This is a genomic window from Pseudomonas sp. EA_35y_Pfl2_R111 (assembly GCF_963970955.1).
Classification (GTDB): domain Bacteria; phylum Pseudomonadota; class Gammaproteobacteria; order Pseudomonadales; family Pseudomonadaceae; genus Aquipseudomonas.
In genome coordinates this window covers 627,800-652,012 of sequence record NZ_CAXAOM010000001.1, presented here as the reverse complement: position 1 = coordinate 652,012, position 24,213 = coordinate 627,800, and the positions used below count along the sequence as shown (strand labels likewise).

The window sequence follows — 24,213 nt, the reverse complement described above, 5'->3', positions numbered from 1 at the left end:
ACAGTTGGCTCTAGCGCACGCGGTCGCGGCTTTTCACCGCAAGATCGAGGGCCTTTTGCATATCGAGTCGCGCGGAGCGGCCAATGTCCGGGTTATTCAACTCGTAGTCGCGTTCGGAGGGCAGAATCGGCGCGGTCAGGTCCTCGGCGTCGGTCGGTTCGAAGTCGAACTCTTCCCCCAAGGTCATGGCGCTTCGGCGCAACAGCATGCGCAGCTGGGCGGGGTGCAGGTCCGGGTTGATCGACAGCACGCCAGCGATCAGGCCGGCGACCAGTGGAGTGGCGTAAGAGGTTCCACAATGGATATCGCCTTGCTCATCCGCGCCCATGGTGGAGGCCTGCACGCAGGCAGCGGCGCTGATATCGACCCGGGTATCGACATTCGATGAGCTGCGTTTGATGGCGTAGCCGGCATCCTCCACCGGCACGTCGTTCTCGCTACGTTGATGCCCGCCCACTACCAGCAGCTGATCGGTAATAAACGAGGACGGCAGCCGATATTCATCGGCACCGGAGAACGCCGCGCCATTGCCGGCCGAGTTGACCACAACCACCTCGGGATGCTCGCTGCGCAGCCACAAGAAAAACTCTTCGAGCAGTTCCTCATAGCCGCTCATGGCCAGTCCCGAGCGAACCAGTGAGTCGACCTCGTCGCCGCGAATGTTTTTCGCACCGATGCGATGAAGGCCCCAGCTCCAGTTGAGCACCCGCACACCATCCTCGACCAAGTTGACCGACGCGGCGATGTTGGCAGTGATGCCCGCATCCGAATTGCGTTCAACGATCACCTCAAAGCCCGGCCCGGCACCGTCTAGACCTCGCAGGAAGCCGGTGTTGCCGCCCTTATCCCAGCGTGCGGCGAGAATCCCTGCGACGGTTGATCCGTGCCCGTCCGGCCGCGCGGCATCGCGGGCGTACAAGCGGGTATGGGGTTTGCCATCGGCGCGCGCAGCGGCACCCAGGTAGTCACTGAAATCGGCCGCATCGAAATCCACCTCGCGCTCGATCAGGCCGATGCGCACCGGTGTGGTCGGTATGGGCGAGTTTTTGGCTGGAATGCGCCGTTGGTAATAATTGACCGCGTCGAGAAAGCGATTGGCGGTCCATTCATTCTGCTTCGGCGTATTTGCCGCAGGGCTGTTCTGGGCCATAGCGTCGCCTTCTTCCGCGCCGGATTCCTCGATCACCACGGCGTCCACGCTGACCTCACTGCCCAGGCGCAACACTATGGCGTCACGCTCAATGAGATTGTCCACCGGTAAGCGCAACTGGTAGGTGTTGAGCGGGGCAATGGCACCCACCACGGTGGCGCCGTATTTCTGCGCGAGCTGACGCGACACGGCCAGGCCGTCGGCGTCTTCCTCGATAATCAGGCTGATCAGGTCGACATAGGTGGTCAGCCCGTCCATGTTCTTCGCCACTTCGTCGGGTTTAGCGGCTACCACGTGGCTACCTTTGAGCGACAGCCAAACCGGATTGCTGGCTTGGCCCTGCTGCTCCAGCCAGATCGGTCCGCTTTTTTGGCTGCCTTGTGCAATCTTGATCTGTAATTTCTTGCCGCTGCGTTCTATTGCCGTGCTCGGCAGCGGCGCGCCATTGAATATCAGCTTGAGCGGCCCGCGTTGTAAGCCCTGGCTCTCAAGGCAGAAATGCTGCTGACGCTTGTCGAATAGGTCGCCGCAGCGCTGCAGGTGCGTCAGGCGCAGCGGCGTTTCTGCCTGAGCAGCTGTGATGATGGTCAGTATTGCAATGGCCAGTAATGGCTGGGATAGACGCATGGGGCACAAACCTCGAAGCATGTCAGGTGCCGAATGTCTGACTGCTGCTATAAGCGCATGGTTCAGGGTGCGCAGGCACGGTTCAGCTTAAGGTCGAACCTAAGCGGCTATGCATGGGTCCGAAATTAAGAGGGCCATGCGCGACGTGCGATTGAGTCCCTCGCGCTTGCCACAGGGTGAGCGCAACGTAAACGGGAGAAGGTGATATGTCTTATAACTGGGATCTTATCGAGCGCTTGCTGCATGAGGTGCAAAACTCTGCCGGTAAAAATTTCGCCCCTCGGGCTTATGCCGAGGAACTCGCGCAGGAGCTTGAGCGCGCGGGTGAGCACACTCGTGATCTGGATGCATTGAAGGCGCAGGCCGCAGAGTATGAGTCACAATTGCTGAGTGCGGGTTTTATCGAGCCGCGACCAGAGGAAGAGGGTGGTAACGGCGAAAACTTCGTATTGACGCCACGCGGCTTGCAGCTGCTTAGCATGATTGACAGCAGTATTCCTGGGGGCGAGCACTCCCGTGAACTGCTTGACGACCAAGGCACGGCGGCCCTGGTGCCGGAGGTTTTTGACGAAACTGCAGGCAAAGCCAATCTCCTTTAATGGCCGCTGGTTATGACCGGCCGGGTTATGGCTGGGCAGCAGCCAGGGCTTTGGTATTTGTTTGGAGCACTCGGCATATGCCTACCGTGCAGGCCTTCCCTGCACGGCTGCTTAATCGACCTCAGTGATAGAGCCATGCAGAGTTACCCCAGAGCCGGCTATGCTGGGCACTGGTTTAACTCGGGTATCACCATGAAGTGGTTGTGGCTCTGTTGTTTATTGTCGTGCAGCCTGAATGCCTCGGCGCAAGCCTTGCGCGTAGGCTTTGGTACGCACAAGCCGCCGTATATTTTCGAGAGTGAAGCCCGTGGTCTGGAGTACGACATCGTGATGACTGCTGCGCAACGCGGCGGGCTGGAGCCGGTGGCGTACTACGCGCCGATGGAGCGCTTGAACCTGATGCTGAGCAAGGGCCAGATCGACGTTATCGCCACCACCAACGAGCGCAGTGGCGGTTCAATTTTCTATTCGGACGTCTATATCCGTTACCAGAACGTTGCAGTGGCGTTGCGTTCACGAAACCTGGATATCCAGCGCATTAGCGATTTGGTCGGCTACTCGGTTAATGCCTTCCAGCGTGCGCGTTTTCTGCTGGGTAGCGAGTTTCAGGCCATGGCTGAAAACAACCCGCGTTATCGCGAGGAAGCCTTCCAGATTGCCCGCAATCGCATGCTCTACAGCGGCCGGGTGGATGTGGTCGTAACGGATATGCGCATTCTGCGTTACTTCAACCGCGAGGTGTACACCCAGGTCGACGTAACTCAGCCGCTAGCCCTCTATCCGATTTTTGCGGCTACGGACTACAAGCTGGGTTGCCGCCAGCAGGCTCATTGCGAGCGCTTCAATCAAGGGTTGGCGACGATTCGGGAAAATGGTGAATACATTGCCATCGAGCGCCGTTACGCGATGCACTGACGCCTCAGGCCTAGCGGCTCAGGGGCTCTTCGTCGAGGCCCTCCTGGGCGGCCAGCAGCTTTGTCCGGGTTTGTAGCGGGCTGCTACTGACGCTGAAATCGACGATCTCGATAGCGCCCTGGCCTTGTCCCAGCAGATGGAAGGAGAACGCCTTGCGCGCTTGCGGATTGTCGAAGGTGAAGCTGACTTCGACTGGCTTGTCGCGGGTCAGCAGCGGCAGCTCAGGAATCGGCAGTTCCACATTGCGGTCGTATTCCTTGGTTTTCAATTGCAGCGTGGCGCCCTGTTTACCCAAACCCAGCGCGCGGATTTTCAGGGTCACGGTGGTTTGAGTTTTCGCCCCCAGCGTCAGGTACTGTGCACCCACCAGGTTATCCGCCCAGTCATCACTGACGCTGGGTTTGAGTTTGATGGGGTGCTGGTTGGCGAACTGGTAGCGCTGCTCGGCCTGGCTGCCGTTGCTCAACGATTGGTCGAGCAGAGCCGCTTGCTGGCTGATCAAGCGCGCCGGCTTGCCGCTGACACGGCCCAGATAGCGTGCGCTATCGGCAATAAAACCAGGGCTGGCGTAGCGTCGACAGACATTCTGGAAGTCGCACTCGGTCAGCGTGCCGTTGCCGTCATGCTGGCGTAACAGACCGTTGGTGTAGGAGATGATCTCGCGGCCCGTGGTGTAATCGCGCAGCAATGAGCGGCCGGCAATATTGGCCGGCACCGGGAAGGCGAAATAGTCGAGTACCGAGGCTGTCAGGTCGACATGACCATAAACGCCGTGCTTGCGCGCCGGCAACTGTGTCTGCTCAGGGGCCAGCAGCAGGTTGAAGCCCCAAGCCGAAGCCAGGCGGACGTTCTCCAGACCGTGGGATTCGTCCGAGGTGACAATCACCAGGGTGTCCTTCATTACGCCTTGTTTTTCCAGGGCAGTGAGAAAGTCGGCAACGGCATCATCCAGATAGGCAATCGCCGCCAGCTTGGCGTTGGGGTGGCGGTCTAGGTAGTCCTGTGGGGCGGAGTAGGGCTGGTGGGTGCCCACAGTCAGCAGGGTGAGCATCCAGGGCTGGCGCTTCTTGCGCAGCTGTTGCACGTACCCCAGAGCGCCTTCGAAGTAGGCCTTGTCGTCCATGCCCCAGGGGAACTCGAGATAGGGCTTGTTCTTGAACCAGTCGCGGCCCAAGGTCTTGTCGAAGCCCATCTGCGGCATGATCTGGTCTTTGGCCATAAAGCGCAGCCCGGCCCCTTGCAGAAAGTGCGTGCTGAGGCCGCGTTCGCGCAGTTGTGCGGGTAGGCATTGCTCGCTGCGCGCCGGGTTGTTGAGCAGTTCAACGCCCTTCGGGGTGCCAGAGTCGAGTTTGTTGTAGTCGCCGCAGAGCATGGCGTAGAGGCCGCGGATGGTCTGATGGCCGTGCAGCACATAGTCGGTGGTGAGCATGCCGCGCTCGGCCCATTGGCTTAGGCGCGGCATCGGGTCTTGCGTATAGCTGCTGCCGATGGCTTGACGGCTGGCTTGCAAATAAGCGCCGGTTACGCCTTCCAGGGTAATGATCAGCACGTTGCGGGCGCTGCCAGCCTGCTTGAGCAGTGGCATGCCATTCAGGTCAAGTTGATTTAGGCCGCTGATATCGGCAGGGCTGCTGGCTTCATCATTCGCGAGCCAGTCGGCTAGGTGTTGTTGAGCGATATTGCTATTTTCCGCCAGCAGCTTGTGCGGCAGGTTGAACTGCAGCCATTGATCCGCTTGGCTGGGTTTGAATTGCTGGCCAACGCTGTGCACCGCAAACAGTGCTAGTGGAAGCAGCAGCCAGGTGCGTGCAAGCGGGGCTGTGCGACGTGGCGTTTGTACGCTGCGCAGGCCCAGGTAAAGCGTGACCAGCACGGCCATGGCTATAGCCAATAGCGGTTGGCTCAAGCCGCTGCCCTGAGTTGAGTGACTGATAAATTGTGCATCACCCAGGTATTGCAGGTCGGCAGGCTCGGGCATACGCCCCACTGCATTGACCAGCTCGGCGGTGCTTAGGGTAAAGATGCACCAGCCCAGCAGCAGGAGAACGCCTAGCAGCCAGGAGCGCTGGTGAATAACAACCAGCAGCAGGCTGCCAATTGCCAGGTCGGATAGATAGCCATAGGTATGTGACCAGCCTAGGGCATAGCGGCTGAGCAACGGCAGGACAAGCAATAACAAGCCGAGAATAAGTAGGGTGCTGAAAGGCTGTCGCAGCCAATTGCAGGTAACGCGCACGGGTACTCCTGGGGCAATTGCCATGGTTTAGCTACGGCAATGCCGAATCAGCCGCAAGATGCGGGCTGACATGATTCTGAAACAAGGATGTGCTAAGCGCCAGTGCGCGGGGCACAAAAGGGCAAAACAACGGGTGTTGTGATGAGGTGGAGAGCGGGGAGATTAGGGGTGGTTATGCACTGGCCAGCGCCTTGTCATTGCGAGCAAAGCGCTGCATGGCCAGAAAGCGTTACTTTTTGCCGATGGTGATCTGCTTGGTGGTGCCGTACACCTGACCGCTGACGCCTTTGGCAATTTGCTGAATTTCCCCGCCGGATTTCAGGAAGGCTTCGATCTGTGCGTCGATCGAGGCGCTGGTTTCCACGGCTGGAGCCGGCTTGGGTTTGCTGTTGGATGCTTTTACGCGCATGACGGCCATTAACCTACTCAAAAATTAATTTGGCCGCGCATAATACTCGAAATACTTGACAATTGCTTGATAAATAAAGCTCGGATGTAGCGATATGCAGAGAGATTATTCTGTAAATAGTCCTAGTGATTAGCAGATATGCCGGTAAGTGATTGTTTTAATAAGAATAGATAATTCGTGTTGAGGCCGCGTTTCGCGCTCTGGGCCATCGGTCGGATTGCCCCGCAGGTCATCAGGCTGGCGCGGTGCGATGGCCGGTAGGCCGAGAAATTAACAGGCGAGTCGGCTAGAATGCCGGCCTGGTAATGAGGGTAGGGCATCATGGCTGTAATTGGACGAATGAATAGTTTGCAGGTGGTGAAGCACACCGACTTCGGCCTGTATCTGGATGGCGGCGCGGATGGCGAGATTCTATTGCCCAAACGCTATATTCCGAGTGATACCCCAAGTGAAGTGGAAGACTGGTTAAACGTCTTTATTTACTTGGACAGTGAAGACAAATTGATTGCCACCACGGAAAAGCCAAAAGTTCAGGTAGGCGAATTTGCCAGTTTGAAAGTTGTGGATATAAATCGCGTGGGCTTATTCCTTAATTGGGGTTTGCCGAAAGATTTGTTGCTGCCGCACTCCGAAGAAAAACGTCCCTTGCAGATCGGTGATTACTGCGTGGTGCATGTATTCCTCGATAAGCGCAGCAAGCGCATCACCGCCACTGCACGCCTGGATCGCTACCTGGATAACGTGCCGGCCAACTACACGGCGGGCGAGGAAGTCGACTTGCTGGTGGCCGAGTCCACCGATATGGGCTTCAAGGCCATTATCAATGGCAAGCACTGGGGCCTGATCCACAAGAATGAGCTGTTCAAGTTCGTGCGCAGCGGCATGCAGGAAAAAGGCTTTATCAAGGAAGTGCGTGCCGACGGCAAAATCAGCCTGAGCCTGCAGCCGGTTGGTCAGGAAGCTGCCAGCAGCCTGGGTGAACAGATTCTGGCCAAGCTGCGCGAGCACGATGGTGTACTCAAGGTGAATGACAAAAGTTCGCCTGAAGAAATTGCTGGGCTGTTTCGGGTCAGCAAGGGCAACTTTAAGAAAGCCATCGGCGGCTTGTACAAACAGGGTCGTATCGTGATCCACGAAGACCGTATCGAACTGCCGAGCAAGTAAGCAGCAGTGCTCCGCGTTTACGACTCACGGCATTGCCAGCGGTGAGTCGTACGTTCTGTAGTTAGCTTGCTAGGCTTGAGGTGTCAGCTTGAGTCGCGTTGCAAGTAACGTACTGCGCGACTTAAGCGACATCTTGCCGGTGTAGCTCAGTCGGTAGAGCAGCGCACTCGTAACGCGAAGGTCGCAGGTTCGATTCCTGTCTCCGGCACCATCCACATCAATCCGTTAGCCGCCACCGAACTGGGAAAACGACGCCGTTCGACTGGGTTTGGTTTTTTGTGGCGCAGCAATTCTGCCGGCGTAGCGCCAGTCCCAGGGCGCGACTATATCTTCGGCAGGAAGCTGCCAGAGGCCTTTACCCATATTTCTGGCCAGGGTCTCGGCATCCTTGAGGCGGTGGTCTTTCAGCTGTTCGGTATAGGCCCAGGCCGCGCCTTGTGCGACCAGGGTGTAATTCACGTCAACGCTGCCGACGAAAGCGCGCGCCAGGGTTCTGCCGTAGCGATCGATTTCTTGCACATGCAGAACCACCTGCTTTTCCAGCACCAGATCAGACAGGGCCTGCTTGGCTTCGGCGCCATAGGGCTGCTTTCTTTCCGGCGCGTCGATTTCCGCAAGGCGCACCCGCAGCCGCTTATTTTCAGTGGTCAGGCAGCTAAAGGTGTCGCCTTCGCTGATGGTCATCACCCGGCAGGTGAATGGTTCAGCCAGTGTGAAGGTTGGCAAGCAGGCGAGAAGGAGTAAAGCGATACGGGTAGTCATCAGGTTGGCGATGCTCAGGCGAGTGCGGCCATTGATAGTAATAAATGCTCAGCAGATTAAGCGGGACGGGTATCGCGAAACAGCACGTCGGATTTACCAGATGGTTTCCTGCTTGGTGAATCTGGGCTTGCTTGCGCTTTTCAACGATACGAGGAAGATTGCGCATAATTTGAGCAATTAAACGGCTCGCGTCCGCCTGGATGGATCAATGGTCGGAACCGCAAGCGAGCTGCTGTTGCCAAACCTTCAGGTTCGTTTCGCGCCCATGGCGAAGAGGTTGTGATGACGATGTGCAGATATGTGCTCAGTCTGGTGGGGTTTCTGCTGGTGACTCCGTTGTATGCCGAGCCGCAAGCGCCGCAGACGTTGCGGGTCATTCCGAAAACCTATATCAGCCCCGGTGCCAGCGGCAGCATCGGCACCTCACAGAGCATTGAAAGCCATAACCTTTATGGCGGGCAGCGCCTTCCTGACGGCCTGCAGCGCCATGAGCAGCGCTACGGCAGCCAGTCGATAGAAAATCGTGGGACGATCAAGCAAACGATCGAGTACCCCAATGGCTACCGGGTGCAGCAGTATCCGGGACAGAGCAGCGAATACTACGAGCGCAGTCGCTAGCTCAGGCCGCCATGACCAACCCCCAGCGCAGCGCTAGAAATGCCAGCAGGCCCAGCGGGCCGAACATCAGGGTCAGCACATAACAGGGCAGCAGTGCCCAGTGGCTGATGCCGGCGATGGCGCCTTCATGGCGGATATACAGCCCGACCATCAGATCGAACGCCAGGATATGTATCCAGGCTGCCAGTGCGGCGGTGGGTTGGCGAAGCAGCGAAAGTACTCCGCCGAGGCTGAAGAAACCGGGCTTGCCGCTGCCCGGTTCGGGGCGCTGGCGCATCGCAACGAACAGCAGCCAGCTATAGACGATGGCCAGCAGCACCACGCTGAGACCCAGTACCAACTCATCTGTATAAGACCAGAACGGCAGGCAGACCAGCATCAGCCAGCCGCCCAGGGCGATCAGCGAGGTAAGTTTGAACAGGGGTTTCAACGGGGTCATGGCGTGCTCACTGGGCAAGGTGTGAGCTCAACCATAGCGGATACGACGATTGCCGCAGCCTGGTATCAGCGGCTGAATACAATGCCATCAGCTGGCGCGAGGGCCAGCTGATGGGCGCGGCTTACTGCTTCTTGCCCCAGAGTTGCTCCAGGCGCTGGTCGCGGCCGCAGCCGTTGCGGTAGTAGTTGTAGCGCAGCGGGTTACGCTGGTAGTAGTCCTGGTGATAGTCCTCGGCGGGGTAGAAGGTGCTGGCGGCGAGGATTTCCGTGACCACCGGGGCCGGTAGGCGCCCGGATTTATCCAGGGCGACCTTGGAGGCTTCGGCCAGTTGCTGCTCCTCAGCATTGCTGTAGAAGATCGCGCTGCGGTACTGCGGGCCGCGGTCGCAAAACTGGGCGTTGGCGGTAACCGGGTCGATGGTGGGCCAGAAGGCTTCCAGCAGTTTGGCGTAGCTGGTCTTGCTCGGATCGAAGCGCACCTGCACCGCTTCGATATGCCCGCTGCTGCCGGCTGAGACCTGTTCGTAGGTGGGGTTATCGACATGCCCACCGATATAGCCGGAGGTGGTTTCAATCACTCCAGGTACTTTGTCGAAGTCCGATTCGGTGCACCAGAAGCAGCCGCCGGCAAAGATCGCCACGCCAGGGTTTTCCACCATTGACGCACTGGCTTGTGGCTGTGGCGCCTGCGCGGCGGTGGGTTCACAGGCGGCCAGTAGGCCGCCCAGAGCGAGGATGCTGCTGGCTAGCAGACGGCGGCGCCAGGTAGAGGTAATCGCAGTCATATTCAGCTCCGCAGCTCAGGTAAGGCTTCGCCTTGGGGGATAAAGCGCAAGGCCACGCCGTTGTTGCACCAGCGTTCGTCGCGCGGTTTCGGACCGTCATCGAAGACATGGCCCTGATGCCCGCCGCAGCGTGCGCAGTGGTATTCGGTGCGCGGAAAGAACAGTTTGAAGTCGCGCTTGGTGCCCATGTGGCCGGCAATCGGCTGGGTAAAGCTGGGCCAGCCGGTGCCGCTTTCATATTTGTCCTGGCTGGCGAACAGCGGCAGGTAGCAGGCGGCGCAGAGGTAGGTGCCGTCGCGTTTTTCCTGATTCAGCGGGCTGCTGCCAGGGGCTTCGGTGTCTTCTTCGAAGAGCACGGCATAGGCTTCGGGCGTCAGTAGGGCGCGCCAGTCGTCATGGGGTTTATCCAAGGGGGTCACGCTACTAGCGATGGCTTGCGCCAGGCTGAGCGGGGCATGACCGAGCAGGGGCAGGGCTGGCAACAGGGCCATTCCCTTGAGCAGGGAGCGTCTTTTCATGGCAGTGCTCTGTATTGATGTGTGGCCAATAGACCCTGCCGTGCCTGACTTGTTACAGCGCGCCAGCAAATGCCGAGACTCAGCGTCACGATTTAGCTCAGGCCGCTCAACCTGAAGGCTAGATACTGCTCTTGAACTGATGCCATTTCTGTTGCCAGAGCAGCAGCCAATAAGGCGTTGCGACGCCTGTGCCGGCAGTCTGCAACATCGGATATTGCCTGACGACCTGTTCCAGCACGGCTTCCTGATTATCGGCGACGTCAACAAAGAACACATGTTTGCCTGTGTGCAGACTGTGTTGGAATCGTTCGAAGTAACTGTTGGGGCGTTGAATACCGAGAAAGCCACCTTCCCAGATGCAAAAGCCGAGTAATACCAGGGCTAGAAAGGCGAAGGGTGTCCAGCCTGCCGGGCTGTTGCTCCACCCGGTGAAGTACGCCAGTGCGATTACTACTGCCGCCAGGCCTGCGCCAATCAGCACGCCTTTGCTGCCGGAGTTGACCAGGTCCTTTTTCAGCAGGGGCGAGACCTCATGCAGATGGTGACGTTCGAGCTCGCGATCGTTTTCGCTCAGTACATGGATTTGCTCGGTACTGATGCCGCTGGCTTCCAGGTCGTGTTCCAGAGATTCGAGATCATCCAGATTGTCGCTGATGTAAAAATGCCTATTCATGCTGCACCTCATTCGCTACCGGTTGCAGACTCCCCAGCGTCTGCTTGTGTTGAAGTAGGTCATTGTGGTTATGCGTTCAGTGTAGTGCCCTGTCGGCAGAGCAGAAATTCGCCTGATATACGGACGTTGTGTGGCGGCGCTGGGTTTAAGGGCAACGGAGCGCGGTGGCGGTGTCTTCATCGATCATGATGCAGTTGCGCCCGGCATTTTTAGCGCGATACAAGCGTTCGTCGGCGCGCTGCAGCATGCTTTCCCAATGCTCGTCGCGGCGCAGGATGGCCCCGCCGACCGACATGGTCACCGCCCCGCCAGGGCCGCGCAGGTGCTGCGCCACTTGCTGTTGCAGGTGCTGCGCGGCGGCCACCAGGCCCGCGCGCTCGGTGTTGGGCAGCAGCAGGAGGAATTCCTCGCCGCCGAAGCGGAACAGCCGGTCTTCCTTGCGCGAGGAGCTTTTGATCAGCTCGACAAAGTCCACCAGCACCTGGTCGCCGGCCTGGTGGCCGTGGTTGTCGTTGATCCGTTTGAAGTGATCCAGGTCCATCACCAGTACGCCGTAGCTGTTGCCATGGCGACGGAAGGTGGAGGCGGCGATTTTCAACTCTTCATTCATCGCCCGGCGGTTGCGAGCGCCGGTCAGCGGGTCATGGATGGCCAGTTGTTGTAGCTGGTCGCGCTGGCTGTTGGTGCGGTAGGCAAAGACGAAGCTGAGGATGCTGGCCATCATGCTGGTGACCAGAAACGAAACCATCTGGTAGTCGCTTTCGAACACCGCCCCAGGGTTTAGCTGGCCGTAACCGACCAAGGTGGTGAGCACCAGAATGGTGGCAATCAAGGCCTTGGTGGGCGACACCATATAGAAGTTAAAAAGGATCAGTGGGTAGATCCAGAACAGACCGTTGACGCCCAGGTTGATGGCGATCAGCGTCGAGCCGATAGAGAAAATGCTGGCCAGGTAAATGCCGGGTTTGACGGTGTCACCGGTGCGCCAGGCATAGAGCACTGCAAGCATGGTGGAAACCACAATTACGGTGTCGGCAGTGCCTACCAAGTAGTTACCGGTGGCTAACCGGTAGACGGCATAGGGGGTAATACCAATCACGCCAAACAGGCCCATCAGCGTAATGATGGACAACTGAAAGTCGTTACGCAGGCGCCTGAGCAGCCGCGATATGCGCATAGAGAAAAGACCATTGTTGTCGTTGTTATGAGCTAAGCATGCAGAGCTTGCCCTGGCGATGGCAATAGTAAAAACCAGCAAAGGGCCAGTGTGGGCCTCTATCTGCCGAATGGCGCCCGAGTTGCCTGGTACTAAGGTTCCAGCCCTTGTTCAGTAAGGCTTGTGCAGGGCGCACGGGAGAATGCTTGCAGGCTTTTGCTGCGCTGATAGCGGGCCAGGCGTTCAGCCAACGGCTGAGGTAGGTCGGTACAGGGGATAAAACCCAGAAGCTGGTAGAAGTCGCTTAGCTGCGGGTGGCAGAACAGCCAGACCGGTGTGGTGCAATCCGCCAGCGCAGCTTCGATCAACTGACGGGCCATGCCTTGCCCACGCCGCGTGCTATCGACCAGCAGGCTGGTTAGCCAGTGGCCATGCGCGACCTTGTGCAGGCATAGCGCGGCAACGATTTCCTGATCTTCTGCCACCCATAGCTGGGCACCGGCAGTGGCGCGCATGGCTGAGCGTTGGCTGCGGTAGAACTTGTCGGCAAGTGGTTTGAGCGGGGCGGGGAGTAGGCGGTAGTGCATAGCGGGTAGTGGTCATGCGGCTGATTGAATGCCTGAGCGCAAGCACGATGCTTGCCTCAGATCGGTGGCTCAGACGGCGGCGTGGCTGCCGAGCAGGGTTTTCGCACCTTGCTTGTCTTTCTTGTCCATGCGCTTTTCGCTGGCGGTTTTCAGCGGCTTTTTCTTCACTTGTTTCTTCGAATCCATACCTTTGCTCATGATCTTCACCTCTGACAATGTCGTGGTTGAATGTTCTGGAGCGGGCCATCCCCTCGCTGTGAGGCGAGGCTGGTGATGTGAGTCTACGCCCATGCTGGGCGAATAGCTGGGGAGTTATCCGGCCAGGCAGAGGGCTGGTCTGGGTTCGACTGGTTAACAGTTCACCGGCAAAATCGGCGGCTGGCGGTGACAGCCTGAGTTTGCCGCCGCATCATGGGCTTATTACGCCGCGTGCAGCCTGACTGCTGTACGACTGTTAACCCCTAGGTCGAGACGTTGATGGAACAAGCGCTGATTTACGCCGGCCAAAGCGTGCCTGGGCGGGTGCGTGGGCACAATGAAGATGCCCTGTTGTGTTGCCCGCAGCTGAATCTGTGGGCGATCGCCGACGGCATGGGCGGTCATCGATGCGGCGAAGTGGCCAGCGCCCTGGCCTTGCAGACATTGCAGGCGGCCTGCGCCGATGGCCAGGAATTGGTCGAGGCGGTGCATGCGGCCAATCGGCAGATTCTTTCAGTTGCGCGCGCCGAAGAGCATCGCGGCATGGGCACAACCCTGGTGGCAGTGCGCTTTGCTGGCGCCGCATTCACCATTGCCTGGGCCGGCGACAGCCGCGCCTATCGGGTCAGCGCCGGGCATATCGAGCGCCTGACCCACGACCACAGCTGGGTGCAGACGATGATCGATGCCGGGCAGATGAGCGCCGAGGCGGCGCGCAGCCATCCGCAGCGCAATGTCATCCTGCAGTGCCTGGGCCGCGACGATCAGCCGCTGCAGGTGGGTTTGCTGCAGGGCGTACTCGGTGAGCATGAGCTGTTGCTGCTCTGTAGTGACGGCCTGACCGGCGAGCTTGAAGACGCGCAGATCCAACAACTATGCAGCAACGCCCATACCCTTGATGAGCTGGTGGAGCAGCTGCTGGCGCAGGCCAACGAGCTGGGCGGTAAGGATAATATCTCCTGTATCGTGCTCGGCCGTGATGCGGCCGCGCCCAGCGTCGAGGCCAAACCGCGAGGTTTGCTCAGCCGCCTGTTTACCTCCCGCAAGCCCTAATTCGCCGGTGTGCACTGACTCCCATGACTGAACAATTGCTCGAAATCCCCGGTTATCAGGTGCATGGCCGCCTGGGTAAAGGCGGCATGGCCGAGGTATACCTGGCCACCCAGGCGTCGCTGCAGCGCAAGGTGGCGATCAAGGTGCTGCTGAGCGCGGACGATCAGGCGTTCAGCCAGCGCTTTCTCAAGGAAGGCCACATCGTAGCGTCCCTGCATCACCCCTCGATCATCACCATCTATGACATTGACCAGCTCGCCGATGGTCGCCACTACTTGACCATGGAGTTCGTCCCCGGTGGCGATCTGGCGCAGCACAAGGGCGAGGTATTCGACCTGCCGCGCGCGCTACGTATCGTTCAGCAGGTGGCCAGCGGCCTGGCCGTGGTGCATGACAAGGGCCTGGTACACCGCGATATCAAACCGGCCAACATCCTCTTTCGCAGCGACGGCACGGCGGTAATCACCGATTTCGGCGTGGCCAAGGAAGTCGAGCTGGACCATGACCTGACCCAGTTCGGCATCGCCGTCGGCAGCCCGTCCTACAGCAGCCCTGAGCAGGCGCAGTGCCAGGCGCTGGATGCGCGCAGTGATATCTACAGCCTGGGGGTGATCCTGCTGGAGATGCTCACTGGCAGTAACCCCTACCGCGCCGCCAACTACACCCAAACGGTGATGAACCACCTGCAGATGGACGTGCCGCAACTGCCGGCGCATTTGCAGAACTACCAGTGGCTGCTCGAACGCATGCTAGCGAAAGACCCGGATGAGCGATTTGCCGACTGCAAGGTGCTGCTGGCCAGCCTCGATGAGCTGACCCGCGATGACCCGGACAGCACGCGCATCGCCCCCGCGCTCAGCCTGGGCAAACCGGCCAGAGGCAAAACTGCGCGCAGTACGCTATGTGTCTCGCTGCTGGCCGGCATCGTGTTACTGGCTGGGGCGGCCGGCGGTGGTTATTACCTGTATCAGCAGAAGCAGATCAGCGAGTACCTGGCGCGCGCCGAATTACGCCTGCAAAACGGCAGCCTGCTGGAGCCGCCGCAGGACAACGCTGATTATCTGTTCCGCCAGGTGCTAGCACTGGACCCGGACAACCCGGCGGCTCTGGATGGCCTGGCGCGCGTGCTGCAGGCGCGGATCAATCAGTACCTGCAGTTGGCCGAGCAGCGTCTGGCCGATCAGCAGTTGCTGCTGCCTGAAGGCGACAGCGCCACTCATTACTTCCGTCAGGTGCTGGCCTGGGAGCCAGACAACCTGCTGGCCCTGGCCGGAATCAACCGGGTGGCGCAGCGTTACATCGAGCAAAGCGAAGCCGCGTACAAGCGTCGCGAGTTTGCGCTGGCCTTGGCGCTGGTGCAGCAGGGCCTGGAAGTGGAGCCGGCCAACGAGCAGTTATTGCAATTGCTCGATGGCCACGAGCAGCGTGTTCGACTGGCCCAAACGCCTGCGCGCCGGCCGACGGCGACCAAGCAGCCGGCGCCGGTTAACCCAGTCAAGCGGCTGTGGAACAACATTTTTGATTAAGTCGTCATGCTGGCGTATTGCTACCTGGCTGATTGGCAGGCAGCATGCGCGCCTCGCTCATTGCGCCAGCTGTTGATGCTAAGTGGCGAGTCCCTGATGGTTGGCTAACTGTTTTGGCGGAGTACGCAGATGCTCAGAATTCACTTCAGTGATAATCGTCAGGCCCCGATCTGGCTGGTCGACGAGCGTTTCACCATCGGCCAGGACAGCCGCAACAGCCTGGTGCTGGTGGACCCGAGCATCGCTCCGTTTCACGCGGAAATTCGCCAGGACCATGGCTTCTACTACCTGACCGACGTTGGCAGCCCGAGCGGCTCTTTCGTCAATGACGAACGGATCAATACACGCTTCCAGCTGCGCGCCGACGACCGCGTACGCCTGGGCTCGGTGGAGCTGCTGCTGGTCGACCCAGCGCGCAGCAAGACCAAGGCCGAACAGGCCGCGCGCTGGTATTTGCAGGTGATTCAGGGCGAGCACGAAGGCAAGAAATTCCATATCAACGGCTCCATGACCTTTGGCCGCTCGGTGAAGTGCGAGCTGTGCTTCAGCGACCAGGAGTTGTCGCGTCGGCACTGCGAATTCTACCTCAAGGATGACGTGCTGGAGGTCAAGGACCTGGCGTCGGCCAATGGCCTGCTGGTCAACCAGCAGAAGGTTGCGACGGCGGTGTTGCAGCCTGGCGACCAGCTGAAGATGGGCTCGGTCAGCCTGCTGGTGATCGGTCCGAAAAGCACCGTGGCGCCGAGTGAGGATGAAGATGCCACGCTGTTTATGCGCGCTGTGGATCTGCCCAAACCGCTCAAACCGGCACCTCTGTCCAGCTCGCCGAGTAGCCAGGCCAACCCACTGCGTACTGTCGCGCAGGCCAATCCGATGCGTGCTGCGGCGGCGCCCGTCAGTGCGCCCAGCGGCCTGAACAAACCTTTGCTGGCATTGGCGTTGCTGCTGGTGACTGGATTGGTGGTGGCGGCTGCGGTGTTTGCGCTTTAACCCGCCCTGGTTGGGCATGCAGCGTGCTGCTCGATTGGTGAATGGACTGACTTGATACGACAGTGCCAAATGGTTGCTTTGGCGTTAGGCTACGCGCCTTTGCCCTGCCATCTGCTGTCGGAGTCTCCGTGAAGCCATTGCTCCTGTTGCTATCTGCCTGTTGCCTGGTGTGCCAGCCGTTAAGCGCGCTGGCCTGGTCCAATCATTCGTTGGGCAGCCAGTTGGCGTTGCAGGCCGTGCCGGAGCTGCAGCGCACCTTGAGCTACGAGCCGCTGGAGGCTTTTCTCAACGCACAGGCTCCGGCCATCGAGCAGCTGCTGGATCAGCAGGAAGCCTTTGCTCGCGCGCATTTTGCGGATTACCCGGCGCGGCCGGATGCCTTGCGTTTCAGCGCTGCGACCACTACTTCGTCTGACAGGCGCAGTGCGTTTCTGCAGGCGCTACGGGTCAATCCGCAGATTCGCCTGGCTGCTTTCGTTCAGCAATTGCCTGGGCAGGCCGATGACGGCCGACCGCGTCTGGCCGCCGAGCAGGTGCTGGTGTTTCGCAAGATCGGCCCCTGGAGCCACTGGCGTTATCTGGCCCTACAGTCGGGTGAGGCGGTGAGTGCCGTGCAGGTGCTCAGCAGTGCGGCCGATGAGCCGGACTATGGCCACGACATCAACCTGTTCAGCGACAACCCAGGCGAAGTCGGCGAGCACTACAACTTTGGCGCGCAGCCCTTTGGCGATGCGCGTTTCGAGTATTCCTCCCAGGCGCCATTCCATATCGGCTATTACCACGAGCCGGAGCTGGTGTTGCAGGCGGCGCCCTATCTTCGCCGCACTTTGCCGCACTGGCGCATCTACCAGTACACCAGCCTGGCGCGGCTGGCCCTGGAAAGCGGGCACGATTACTGGGGTTACCGTTTCCTCGGCTGGGCGCTGCACTACATGCAGGACCTGACCCAGCCCTACCACGCTAAGACCGTGCCGGGCGTCGCCACGGCCGAGCTGATGCTGATCGCCCTCAAGGCGGCGAGCGGTTATCCCGAAGATCGTCTGGCGACCATTGCCCGCGTCGCGGACCGGCACACTGCCATCGAGGAGTATCAGCTGGAGCGCATGCAGCAGCTGATGGATAAGCAGGCGACCTCGCCTCTGTTGCAGGCCTATACGCAAAACCCGCAGGACAGCTATCCGGCCTATTCGGTGGACTACGCGCAGCAGGTGGTTGCGGCCGAGTCTTATGCCAGCGCCGATGCTTTAGATGAAGTGATCGGCCAGTGGCTGGCGCGCAAGCCGGCGGTCGCCGCGGGCTTTAGTGACAGTAATCAGCTGGCCCCGGTCGAGGCGGAACCGCTGCTCGAACCCTTACTGCTGGAGCTATTCAAACGCTTCGGCGCACACACTCGCAACGTGGTGCAAACCACCTTGGCGCAGCCGGCGTCTGGCGCACACTTGACGATGGACTGAGTCACGGTTTGTGCTGCCACAGACTGGCTACGCAGCGCTGTGGAACAGGTGATCGAATAAACCTCCCGCAGAGGAGGCGTGGGCGGTCTCTGAGCGGCGGAGCAAAACAGCCTCCGCGAGTGGGCGGCCTAGTCAGCCTTAGCTCGGCAGTCTGTTTTGCAAGTAAGCGAAGGTTTCTTGCAAGGCTTGCGCAGGAGGCCTGGGCCGAAAGGCCAATTGCTCGCGCGCCTTGGCGATGGCGTATTCCTGCTTCACTCCATAGAAGGTCTGCACCTGGCTCAGGGTTAGATTCGCCGGCTTGCCGGTCAGCGTGGCGAGCCACTCAGTGCCCCAAGCTACCGCCAGCAATAGCCATTTGGGAGCGACGAGCGGCTGTTTATATCCAGGCGTTACGCAATTGGCAGCCGCCACTATCGCGCTGAACGGGGACGAGTGTTGGTTGGCCAAGATGTAGCGCTGCCCGGCGATGCCCTGTTGCGCGGCCATGATGCAGGCGTTCGCCACATCGCGCACATCGACGAAGTTAAAGTGGAAGTTCGGGTCCAGAGGCACGACCTTTTTGTGAATGCTGTCGAGAAACGCCATGGTGTCGGTCAGACGCTGGGCGTTAGGGCCGATCATGGCTGAGGGCAGCACCGCAACCATCTGCAGATCATGGGCCTGGGCAACTTGCCAGGCCTTTTGTTCGGAGAGAATCTTGGAGCGGTAGTAGGGGTTGCTCAGGTCCTGGTTCCAGTCGTCCTCGTTCAAGGGTTGCCCGTTGTGGCCAACTGCGGCGACCGAACTGACATAGACCACGCGCTTGATTCCGGCCAACGCGGCGGCTTCCAGCACTATGCGCGTGCCGTCGACATTGGGCCTGACGATTTCCGCTTCGGGATCCAACGACCAGTGCTTGAATACGGCCGCCACCTGATACAGCACCTCGACGCCCTGCAATGCCTTGAGCATCGCCGCCTTGTCCTCAAGCTCGGCGTAGACCAACTCGCACTCAAGACCTTGGAACGGCTCGGTATTGCTCAGGTCACGCACCCCGGCTCTGACGTGATGACCCTGTTCGAGCAGGGTTCTGACCAGATTATTGCCCAGATGACCATTGGCCCCTGTGACCAGACATAGATTGCCCATTGCCTCTCCCTTCGCCTTGATTGATTGACGTGTTGCAAGAGAGGCTAAAGCTTGTCCCTAGGGACAGAGTCAACAGGTGGGTGTTGCGAGTGCGGGGGCGAACAGCAGGTTGATCTCCTGCTTGAGTTGTTGCAGGTGCAGATCACGTTGTCGTAAGGCTTCTATTTCGGCCTTCACTTGCAGACGTTTTTGCTCGATGCCGTGGTTGGCGACCTCAAGGGGAAAGCGCTGGCTGCGCAGTTTCTCGGTAATCAACGGGGTGATTTCCAGCAGCCGGAAGCCTGCGGCTTGGGCCATACGAATCATTCGTACCAGGGTTACGTGGTGTGTGTCGTAGCAGCGATAACTTCCTTGGCGCAACGGTTCGGGCAATAGGCCGAGCTTTTCGTAATGACGAATCGCCTTGGGTGTGCTGTTGGTTAGTTTGGCTAGTTGTCCGATGTACATGGTTTGTCCCTTGGCTGTACGCGTACTTTAGCTCAGTCTGGCTGCGAGAGCTGGCGCTTAGCCTGCATAGGTGGTGCCGTCAAAGGTCACGGTGTCGCCCAGCGGCATTGCTTTGATAAGGCATAGCCTGCTTGATTCGCAGCCCGGTCTAGAGTGCTGGCGCCGCTGGAGTGAACCACAACTCATGTCGCTGCAAGGGCGTGGCGCTGGGCAGCAGCGGGTTGCGCAGTTCAATCACCTGACGCTGTGTGAGTTGCGCGCGCTGCAAACTGGTGGCGAAATGCTGCTGGAACAAGCGCTCGAATGAGCCATCGGCGAGCGCTTTTTCCATGCCCAGGCGCACGGTTTCCGCCAGCTCCGGGCGTTTAGGCGAGAAGAAGAAATACATCGCCGTGGGGTAGTGCAGCAGCACATGCGGATCGACGACCAGCTGTTTCGCGCGCGGGTGCTCCAGCTCATCCCAGATCTCGATCACCGAGCGCGGAAAGTAGTCGAAGCGCTGCGCCTGCAGCATGCGGAACAGGCTGCCGTAACTGGATGAAACCCGGACCGGCAAATCATGGCCGCGGAGGATTTCGCTGTCCGGCCAGTCATGGCCTTGGCCGGCAGAGAACTGGCGCAGGTCCTCAAGGTTACGCACATCCTTGAGCAGCTGCACACGGTCTTTGGACAACAGGGCGATGCGCCAGCCGAACAGGCCCTTGTCCAGCGGAATACGCACCGGCAGCAGGCGCTGCTCGCGCTCATGGCTGGTCATGCTCCAGGCCACGTCGAGGCGGTCGTTTTGCTCCAGGTTAACCAGCGCGCGTTCCTGCTCCATGCTGTAGTGCGAGGGCTCCAGGCGCAGCGCGCTGCCGGCTTTATCCAGCGCCAGTTGCAGCTGCGCCAGGGCATAGATGGAGCGAAACTCATCGCCGTCGGCCCTGCGTGGGTAGCGCAGGGTGCCGCTGTCATCGGCGAGCAGTGGTGGGGTTATCAGGCTGACCAGCAGCAGGCCGCAAAGCCAGCGCCAGGCCGCCTGCGAAAGCGTGCGGGGCATTTCGGTTAGAGTCCTTTCAATACCGGCCCGGGGTTACGTAATCGGGCTGTGCGGCGCGCATTATGCCAGCCCGGCGCGCCGCTGTTATGCCGTAGGTCGCATGCCCTGACGCCAGGCTAGGCGTTGCTGCGCAGAAACTGCCCGTAGCCGCTTGCATGCCCCAGGTCGCTGGCGAACTCGCCGTGCTGAAATGCCATGCGCCCATTGATCAGCACGGCATCCACCGCCGCGCCGCGGTTGACCATGCGCTGCAGGCCGCCGAAAGCCTCCATCGGCGCTTCCTGATAACTGGCCAGGGACTCATCCAATGCGCTTGGGTCGATGATCACCAAATCGGCCCGTGCGCCCTCGTACAGCCTGCCGGCATCGATATCGAACCATTCGCCCAACTCGCCGGTCAGGCGCCAGATCGCGGTTTCAATCGGCATCACCGGCTGGCCGCATAGCTCGGCGTCGCGCACCAGTTTGAGCAGGCGCACGCCGAAGTTGTAGAAGGCCATATTGCGGATATGCGCGCCGGAGTCGGCAAAGCCAATCAGGGTGCTGGGTTCGCACACCAGTTTTTCCACCACCTCGGGGCGATGGTTGGCGATCAGGGTGCGCCAGCGCAGGCGCGGGCCGTGGGCCACCAGCAGGTCGAGAAACAGATCGGCAGGGTGTTCATTGCGGGTCTTGGCCAGTTCGCCGACGCTTTTACCGACCACACTGGCGTCCGGGCAATCGACAATCCAGGCGTCGTCGAAGTCGCGGTGCCAGACCCGTGGGCCAAATTTCTTCTCCACGTCCTGGCGAAAGCGCAGGCGGTAGGCCGGGTCCTGAAACAGCTGGCTGCGCATGTCGTGGTTGGCCAGATGCAGGGCGGCCTGGCCGGCGGGGAATTCCTCGAAGACCACGAACTCCATACCATCGGCATAGGTTTCGAACGGCACCGGCAGGGTTTGCCAGCGGAAGTCGGCGCGGGTCAGGCGGTTGATCCAGCGGGTCAGCGGACCGAGGATCGGCGCCAGCCAAGGGTCGGCTTTGACGTCCATCAGGGTGATCAGGGTGGTCTTCAGCGGCTTGCGCCACCAGCCGCCGATGCTGTCCCAAAGAAAGGCCAGCACATTGAGTTTGGTCACCAGATTTGGCGCGCCCTGATGGATGCGTCCGCGTCGGCGCAGGATTTTGTTCAGCCGCGCGTACTCGGCCCAGCGCGCATACACCGAGGGCAGGGATTTTGAGCGCTGGCGGTCGCCATCCAGTTTGTCCCAGGGGTTGGTCATGCTCGACAGGCCGAGCAGGCCAGCGTCCAGCGCATCTTCCAGCAGTCTTTCCATCTGCTGCAGCTCGTGTTCGCTGGGGCGTACCTTGGCGTCTACCGCGCGCTCAAGACCGAGTACGGCGACGCGCAAATCGGAGTGGCCGAGGAAGGAGCAGATATTCGGTCCCAGCGGATGCTGATCGAGAAAGGCGGCGAATTCGCCGGCGCTGTTCCAGGTCTTACGCGCCTGCAGCAGCGGCAGCACATGTTCACGCGGCACCGATTCGACGCGGGTGAACAGGTCGGAGCAGTCTTCCGGGCTGGACAGCACCATGCTGATTGAGCAGCTGCCGATCATCACCGTGGTCACGCCATGGCGCACCGATTCCTTGAGCGCAGGCGCGGCCACCAGTTCGGCGTCGTAATGGGTGTGCATGTCGATAAAGCCGGGCGTCACCCAGCGGTTTTGCGCATCGATCACCTGACCACAGCCGTGTTCATCCAGGGCGCTGGTGCTGATACAGGTCAGCGTGCCGTCGGCGATGCCCAGGTGACGCAGCACCCCAGGCGCGCCGCTGCCATCGAAAAACAGCGCGTTCTTGATCAGCACATCGAACATCGGCAGGCTCCTAGGCGAATGAATTCGGCCAATCGAGCTTAGTCTGCTGCGCGGGGCGGCTGTGAGGGCATAAGTGAACAAGCTGGGGCCTATTCGGCCACGGGCGCTTAAGTCCGCTCACTACTTAGGCGTTAAGGCGCCGGCGCTCGGCGCTGATCTCCGGCATATCGGTGCGGCGCACGTAGACTCGCAGTGGTTCGCTGACGTTCAGGCGATCATTGATGTTCTGTTCCAGCAGCAATTGCAGGCGCGCGCGGTCGAGGTTCATCAGCTCGCCGTCAAAAGCGCGCCAGACAAATTCGCAGGTCGGGGTGATGCTCTGCTCGAGCACGTCGAGACCGAAGGAGTCTTCGGAGAAGCGCACGATATAGCGCCCGGTCTTGGCATTGAAGCCAACAAAACCCTGCAGTTGGTCGGCAGCCGCACAGATGCTGGCAGAGGTGATGCTCATGGAAACCTCGTCGATGGCAGTGGAAGTCATCGGCATAGGCTAAGGAGCTATGGGCAGAGCATCTTGCGATGGATCAATAAGTGGGTGTGCGGGCTGTTTGAAACCACGACCATTGCGGTCGTGGTTCCCGGTGTTGTGTGACTAGATCAACTTCTGTCGTGCGGCTTCTTCCAGGCTGCTCTGGGTCAGCTGGTCGAGGATTGGGTCGACCGATTCGTTGAAAGGCAGAGCGAATATCAGCAGCAGCTGCATCCAGGTGGTAATGGTTTCGCTCTTCTCGATACGTCCCAACACCTTGCCGGAGGCGTCCTTGAAGGTGGTTTCCATACTCAGCTCATTGCTGAACTTGCCTGGTATGACAAACAGCGTGGCACCCGTGATGACTGCGCTGGCAATACTGCCGCGCTCATGGTTGCTCACTCGCACGCTGATATACAGGTCGGAGTTCTGCTTGGCCGTGGTGACGTTGCTGAAACGCTTGCTGTCCTGATACTGCTTGACGATCAGTTTTTCCAGGTTTGCCTGGTTGAAACCGCCGGCGCGGGTTTGGTCATTGAACAGGTATTGGCTATCAACGTTGATGTAGGCCGACTGCGTAGGTTGTTCGGCCGCCGTCAGTGGCCACTGCTCAACTTGGGCCAGATCCTTGTGCGAGTAAGACAGGCAGCCCGTCAGTGAGAGGAGGGCGGTGGAGAGTAGAGCAGCAAACAATGCTTTCATGCGTAACGTCCTTGTTAGGGGCGAGCGAGTTGACGGGTGCTGTCTTGCAGCAGTTGTTCAACCAGTTGGTTGAGCTGGTCTGAGCCGAGCGACATATTGAAGTAGTCGTTGTCCCAGAGGCCTGTGTTCTGGTCGAGCTTGACCTGCTGGCGACTGCTGGCGAGCAGTTTGCCCTGGGCATCGGTAATCGACAGCTCGCCGGCCAGATCATATTTGTCGACATAGATGGGGCCATTGACCCAGATCCACATGGTCAGTGTCAGCAGGGCGCCGGGCAAATAAGCCGGGTGAGTTGTGCGCTTACCTTTGAGCGAAGTGAGGTTGAGCTTGAGCGTTACATCCTGCTCGCCGAGGGTGGCCGGGAAGCTGATGACTTTCGCGAAGTACTCCCCGCGTTCGATGCGCTTACTCAGCTGTTCGGTGAACTGGCTGCTCAAGGTCTTGCGCAGGTTGTCGTTGACCTTGCTGTCGGAGATCTGCACGTCATCGACCATGACCGCGCGGGGTTGGGTGAAGCTGGCGGGCTGTTTAGGGTCGCCAATTGGACCTGTTGGAGTAAAGGATACGCAGCCGGTCAGGCTCAGGCTGAACAGTGCGGCTACAAGGTAATGCAGAGTTTTCATGACTCATCCTTGATCAGGTGTTGCACGGTGATACGACACGCCCTGCACCTTGATTCAAGGTGCCTGGCATGGCGAGGGAAGCGGGTTG

The 24,213-nt window shown here is 59.7% G+C and carries 26 protein-coding genes and 1 tRNA gene; 9 read left to right on the top strand and 18 right to left on the bottom strand.

What is annotated here, in order from left to right:
- Nucleotides 1-10: 10 nt before the first annotated feature.
- Nucleotides 11-1,777, bottom strand: a complete 1,767-nt coding sequence (locus tag AACY25_RS03305) for a S8/S53 family peptidase (RefSeq protein WP_339522496.1) — start codon at nucleotides 1,775-1,777, stop codon at nucleotides 11-13.
- A 206-nt stretch (nucleotides 1,778-1,983) separates the two neighbouring features.
- On the opposite strand from AACY25_RS03305, the gene AACY25_RS03300 reads away from it, so the two are divergent.
- Together AACY25_RS03300 and AACY25_RS03295 are read left to right on the top strand one after the other, a co-directional pair.
- Nucleotides 1,984-2,376: a transcriptional regulator gene (locus tag AACY25_RS03300; protein ID WP_339410236.1), complete on the top strand. Its 393-nt coding sequence runs from the start codon at nucleotides 1,984-1,986 to the stop codon at nucleotides 2,374-2,376.
- 192 nt (nucleotides 2,377-2,568) lie between these two features.
- The gene (locus AACY25_RS03295; RefSeq protein ID WP_339410234.1) at nucleotides 2,569-3,291 is read left to right on the top strand and encodes a substrate-binding periplasmic protein; all 723 of its coding nucleotides are present in this window, start codon (nucleotides 2,569-2,571) and stop codon (nucleotides 3,289-3,291) included.
- Nucleotides 3,292-3,301: 10 nt separating this feature from the next.
- Here AACY25_RS03295 and AACY25_RS03290 read toward each other — a convergent pair whose 3' ends face one another.
- Entirely contained in the window at nucleotides 3,302-5,527 is a 2,226-nt protein-coding gene (locus tag AACY25_RS03290) for an LTA synthase family protein (protein ID WP_339522495.1), read from the bottom strand.
- A gap of 229 nt (nucleotides 5,528-5,756) precedes the next feature.
- Complete coding sequence (locus AACY25_RS03285) at nucleotides 5,757-5,945, bottom strand: hypothetical protein (protein WP_169852821.1); 189 nt, start codon at nucleotides 5,943-5,945, stop codon at nucleotides 5,757-5,759.
- A gap of 312 nt (nucleotides 5,946-6,257) precedes the next feature.
- Between AACY25_RS03285 and AACY25_RS03280 the strand changes: the two genes are divergently transcribed.
- Together AACY25_RS03280 and AACY25_RS03275 are read left to right on the top strand one after the other, a co-directional pair.
- Nucleotides 6,258-7,100, top strand: a complete 843-nt coding sequence (locus tag AACY25_RS03280; RefSeq protein WP_275961125.1) for a CvfB family protein — start codon at nucleotides 6,258-6,260, stop codon at nucleotides 7,098-7,100.
- A 135-nt stretch (nucleotides 7,101-7,235) separates the two neighbouring features.
- Nucleotides 7,236-7,311 (top strand) — tRNA-Thr (locus AACY25_RS03275).
- Nucleotides 7,312-7,325: 14 nt separating this feature from the next.
- Here AACY25_RS03275 and AACY25_RS03270 read toward each other — a convergent pair.
- A complete protein-coding gene (locus AACY25_RS03270; protein ID WP_339522492.1) occupies nucleotides 7,326-7,862 on the bottom strand; it encodes a thermonuclease family protein in 537 nt (178 codons plus the stop codon).
- 282 nt (nucleotides 7,863-8,144) lie between these two features.
- Here AACY25_RS03270 and AACY25_RS03265 point away from each other — a divergent pair, with 282 nt between their 5' ends.
- Nucleotides 8,145-8,480, top strand: coding sequence for a hypothetical protein (locus AACY25_RS03265; protein WP_339522491.1), 336 nt, complete (start codon nucleotides 8,145-8,147; stop codon nucleotides 8,478-8,480).
- Between the two features lies 1 nt (nucleotide 8,481).
- Here AACY25_RS03265 and AACY25_RS03260 read toward each other — a convergent pair whose 3' ends face one another.
- From AACY25_RS03260 to AACY25_RS03230, 7 genes are all read right to left on the bottom strand, one after another.
- Entirely contained in the window at nucleotides 8,482-8,919 is a 438-nt protein-coding gene (locus AACY25_RS03260) for an ABA4-like family protein (RefSeq protein WP_339522489.1), read from the bottom strand.
- A 121-nt stretch (nucleotides 8,920-9,040) separates the two neighbouring features.
- On the bottom strand, nucleotides 9,041-9,703 hold the full coding sequence (gene msrA, locus AACY25_RS03255; RefSeq protein WP_339522487.1) for a peptide-methionine (S)-S-oxide reductase MsrA: 663 nt from the start codon (nucleotides 9,701-9,703) through the stop codon (nucleotides 9,041-9,043).
- Between the two features lie 2 nt (nucleotides 9,704-9,705).
- Complete coding sequence (msrB, locus tag AACY25_RS03250) at nucleotides 9,706-10,221, bottom strand: peptide-methionine (R)-S-oxide reductase MsrB (protein WP_339522485.1); 516 nt, start codon at nucleotides 10,219-10,221, stop codon at nucleotides 9,706-9,708.
- A gap of 118 nt (nucleotides 10,222-10,339) precedes the next feature.
- Nucleotides 10,340-10,894, bottom strand: a complete 555-nt coding sequence (locus AACY25_RS03245; protein ID WP_339522483.1) for a magnesium transporter — start codon at nucleotides 10,892-10,894, stop codon at nucleotides 10,340-10,342.
- Between the two features lie 145 nt (nucleotides 10,895-11,039).
- Nucleotides 11,040-12,071, bottom strand: a complete 1,032-nt coding sequence (locus AACY25_RS03240) for a GGDEF domain-containing protein (RefSeq protein ID WP_339522482.1) — start codon at nucleotides 12,069-12,071, stop codon at nucleotides 11,040-11,042.
- Nucleotides 12,072-12,202: 131 nt separating this feature from the next.
- Nucleotides 12,203-12,637, bottom strand: coding sequence for a GNAT family N-acetyltransferase (locus AACY25_RS03235; protein ID WP_339522480.1), 435 nt, complete (start codon nucleotides 12,635-12,637; stop codon nucleotides 12,203-12,205).
- 69 nt (nucleotides 12,638-12,706) lie between these two features.
- Nucleotides 12,707-12,835 carry a hypothetical protein gene (locus AACY25_RS03230; RefSeq protein WP_339523884.1) on the bottom strand — a complete coding sequence of 43 codons (129 nt, stop codon included), beginning with the start codon at nucleotides 12,833-12,835 and terminating at the stop codon, nucleotides 12,707-12,709.
- Between the two features lie 279 nt (nucleotides 12,836-13,114).
- On the opposite strand from AACY25_RS03230, the gene AACY25_RS03225 reads away from it, so the two are divergent.
- The 4 genes from AACY25_RS03225 (at nucleotide 13,115) to AACY25_RS03210 (ending at nucleotide 17,858) form a co-directional block, all read left to right on the top strand.
- Nucleotides 13,115-13,888, top strand: a complete 774-nt coding sequence (locus AACY25_RS03225; RefSeq protein ID WP_339522479.1) for a PP2C family protein-serine/threonine phosphatase — start codon at nucleotides 13,115-13,117, stop codon at nucleotides 13,886-13,888.
- Between the two features lie 23 nt (nucleotides 13,889-13,911).
- Nucleotides 13,912-15,414 carry a serine/threonine-protein kinase gene (locus tag AACY25_RS03220; protein WP_339522477.1) on the top strand — a complete coding sequence of 501 codons (1,503 nt, stop codon included), beginning with the start codon at nucleotides 13,912-13,914 and terminating at the stop codon, nucleotides 15,412-15,414.
- A gap of 129 nt (nucleotides 15,415-15,543) precedes the next feature.
- The gene (locus AACY25_RS03215) at nucleotides 15,544-16,404 is read left to right on the top strand and encodes an FHA domain-containing protein (protein ID WP_339522475.1); all 861 of its coding nucleotides are present in this window, start codon (nucleotides 15,544-15,546) and stop codon (nucleotides 16,402-16,404) included.
- Nucleotides 16,405-16,532: 128 nt separating this feature from the next.
- Complete coding sequence (locus tag AACY25_RS03210) at nucleotides 16,533-17,858, top strand: phospholipase (protein ID WP_445262108.1); 1,326 nt, start codon at nucleotides 16,533-16,535, stop codon at nucleotides 17,856-17,858.
- A gap of 138 nt (nucleotides 17,859-17,996) precedes the next feature.
- Here the strand turns inward: AACY25_RS03210 and AACY25_RS03205 are convergent, their stop codons facing one another.
- The 7 genes from AACY25_RS03205 to AACY25_RS03175 form a co-directional block, all read right to left on the bottom strand.
- Nucleotides 17,997-18,986: an NAD-dependent epimerase/dehydratase family protein gene (locus AACY25_RS03205; RefSeq protein WP_339522473.1), complete on the bottom strand. Its 990-nt coding sequence runs from the start codon at nucleotides 18,984-18,986 to the stop codon at nucleotides 17,997-17,999.
- Nucleotides 18,987-19,055: 69 nt separating this feature from the next.
- Complete coding sequence (locus tag AACY25_RS03200) at nucleotides 19,056-19,433, bottom strand: MerR family transcriptional regulator (protein ID WP_339522471.1); 378 nt, start codon at nucleotides 19,431-19,433, stop codon at nucleotides 19,056-19,058.
- Nucleotides 19,434-19,581: 148 nt separating this feature from the next.
- On the bottom strand, nucleotides 19,582-20,472 hold the full coding sequence (locus AACY25_RS03195) for a hypothetical protein (protein WP_339522469.1): 891 nt from the start codon (nucleotides 20,470-20,472) through the stop codon (nucleotides 19,582-19,584).
- Between the two features lie 116 nt (nucleotides 20,473-20,588).
- Entirely contained in the window at nucleotides 20,589-22,331 is a 1,743-nt protein-coding gene (locus tag AACY25_RS03190) for an N-acyl-D-amino-acid deacylase family protein (RefSeq protein ID WP_339522467.1), read from the bottom strand.
- Nucleotides 22,332-22,455: 124 nt separating this feature from the next.
- Nucleotides 22,456-22,782 (bottom strand): DUF2025 family protein, encoded by a 327-nt coding sequence (locus AACY25_RS03185; protein ID WP_339522465.1) that lies wholly within the window; start codon nucleotides 22,780-22,782, stop codon nucleotides 22,456-22,458.
- Between the two features lie 141 nt (nucleotides 22,783-22,923).
- Complete coding sequence (locus AACY25_RS03180; protein ID WP_339522464.1) at nucleotides 22,924-23,502, bottom strand: hypothetical protein; 579 nt, start codon at nucleotides 23,500-23,502, stop codon at nucleotides 22,924-22,926.
- Between the two features lie 14 nt (nucleotides 23,503-23,516).
- Nucleotides 23,517-24,125, bottom strand: a complete 609-nt coding sequence (locus tag AACY25_RS03175; protein WP_339522463.1) for a hypothetical protein — start codon at nucleotides 24,123-24,125, stop codon at nucleotides 23,517-23,519.
- Between the last annotated feature and the right edge of the window lie 88 nt (nucleotides 24,126-24,213).